At 60.6% G+C, this 1,953-nt stretch carries 2 protein-coding genes and 1 pseudogene; all 3 read right to left on the bottom strand.

Annotated elements, in window-relative coordinates; genetic code table 11:
- Positions 1 to 526 (bottom strand): annotated as a pseudogene (locus tag C9413_RS31630) (M23 family peptidase); the annotation flags it as partial.
- A gap of 101 nt (positions 527 to 627) precedes the next feature.
- The gene (locus tag C9413_RS31625; protein WP_039846773.1) at positions 628 to 1,437 is read right to left on the bottom strand and encodes a ferritin-like domain-containing protein; all 810 of its coding nucleotides are present in this window, start codon (positions 1,435 to 1,437) and stop codon (positions 628 to 630) included.
- An 11-nt stretch (positions 1,438 to 1,448) separates the two neighbouring features.
- Complete coding sequence (locus C9413_RS31620) at positions 1,449 to 1,922, bottom strand: peroxiredoxin (protein WP_170251471.1); 474 nt, start codon at positions 1,920 to 1,922, stop codon at positions 1,449 to 1,451.
- Positions 1,923 to 1,953 lie beyond the last annotated feature (31 nt).

Genomic DNA, 1,953 nt, shown 5'->3' with positions numbered 1-1,953 from the left:
CGTCCGTGCCTGCCAGGAGCATGTCGATCGCCCGGGCGCCGGGTGAAACCGACGCACGCTTGTCCTTTGCTTCGGGCACGAGGGATTGAGCCGGTATCATCGCATCCTTCTTCGTCAGGCCGGAATGTTCCGCACGGTCGAGGAGGGAGCCAAACTTGCCATGGCGCGAGGTCAGCGCCATCTGCTGCTGCATGAGCTTGTCCACCTTGTCTTCCACCAGCTGCTGGTCGAGCAGCTGACGCGAGGTGACCCGATCGACCTGCGCACGAAGGGCCGCAATGCGATCTTCATAATCATGCTGCATGCGGGCTTGGCGCGCCATGGTGGCGCCGATCAGGTCGTCGCGAAGGACGAGGTAGGAGGTTGCAAGCAGATAGCCGATCACGAAAACGACGGAAAAACAGAAGCCGAGGGCTGCCATCCACGGCTTTATGGTTACGTGCCGGACCTTGTCGCCACTGGCGAGAATGAGGATATGTTCCTGCGAGCGCTTGCCGAATACGCGATTTTGCTGTGCATGCGTCACGGAGAATCTCCCAATTGATGCGCCCGTGCTTCGATCAGGAATGATTACACACCGTTATGGTTAACAAATGCCTTAGCGGGCATATTCATGCACGCACAGGTTTACAGATTGCTGGTCGCCGTCAATGAACGATAGAAAGAAGGCGTGAGGCCGGCTTCGGCGCGCGCCAGGTCGTTGAATGGCGGTTTCAGCGGACCGCGGAAGTTTGCACGCACCAGCTCCTTGAAGGTCTGGGCCGGGTCGCGGCGCTCGCGGGCGCAGAGAAAGCGGAACCATTTTGCGCCGATTGCCACATGCCCCTTTTCGTCATTGTAGATGACATCGAGGACGGCCGCACTTTCGTGATCGCCGGTTTCACGCATCTTCGCCTGCAGCGAGGGCGTGACATCCAAGCCGCGGGCCTCGAGAATCAGGGGAACGACCGCAAGCCGCGCCGTCAGATCGTTTCTGGTCGCGTGCGCCGCCTGCCAAAGGCCGTCATGCGCGGGCATATCACCGTAATCGGCGCCAAGATCGCGCAGCCGCCCGCGCACCAAGCGGAAGTGCTTCGCCTCCTCGAAGGCAACCTGCATCCATCCGTCGAAGAAAGAGTTGGGAACCGATTCGGTGGCAAACCGCGCAACGATATCGAGTGCCAGGTCAACGGCGTTGAGCTCGATATGGGCGATCGCGTGAAGAAGCGCAATGCGACCGTTGATGGTGTGCAGCGAGCGTCTCTCGACCTGCGTCGGGGGTACCAGTGTCGGCTTATCCGGGCGGCCCGGCCTATCCGGCAGCGACGCATCGCGCGGCGAACGTAGGGAAATTCTTCGTGCAAACCAGCGGGTCGCAGCTTCCTGCGCCAGAGCTGTCTTGCGATCGAGATCGGCGGACCCGATGGCCTCGATCGCGCCACCGCGCAGAGATGGCATCGAAAGCGTGCTCACGCGGTAAGGTTCCTGAGGGCCTTCAAAACGTCTTCGGCATGACCGGGTACCTTGACCTTCTGCCAGATCATCGCGACGGTACCATCGGTGCGGATCAGAAAGGTCGTGCGCTCGACGCCCATGAAACTGCGGCCATACATGCTCTTTTCCTTCCAGACACCATAGGCCTGCAGCGTCGTTTTCTCTTCGTCCGAGGCGAGCGCAACGGAAAGGCTGTACTTCTTGATGAAGCGTTCGTGGCATGTGACCGAATCAGGGGACATTCCGACGACCGCCGCTCCCGCGGCATCGAATTCGTCGGCCAAAGCGGTAAAGGCCAGCGATTCCGCGGTGCAGCCGGTCGTATCGTCCTTCGGATAGAAGAACAGAACCAGCGGTTTTCCGCGGAAATCGGCAAGCGATACCAGCCCGCTGCCGTTGTGGGGGAGACTGAAATCCGGCGACGCGGCGCCGATGCCGAGAACCGCCATATGGGGCAAACGTTCTTATGCCGGGGCTATG

Origin of the sequence: Rhizobium sp. SEMIA 4085, from assembly GCF_013004495.1 — a bacterium.
GTDB classification, from domain to species: domain Bacteria; phylum Pseudomonadota; class Alphaproteobacteria; order Rhizobiales; family Rhizobiaceae; genus Rhizobium; species Rhizobium gallicum.
Note: the sequence above shows the minus strand (reverse complement) of the source record. Positions and strands in the feature narration are given on the sequence as shown.

Bases quoted from the DNA above. Each gene is read 5' to 3' on its own strand.
- C9413_RS31625 (WP_039846773.1), bottom strand. From the start codon at position 1,437: ATGCCATCTCTGCGCGGTGGCGCGATCGAGGCCATCGGGTCCGCCGAT.
- C9413_RS31620 (WP_170251471.1), bottom strand. From the start codon at position 1,922: ATGGCGGTTCTCGGCATCGGCGCCGCGTCGCCGGATTTCAGTCTCCCC.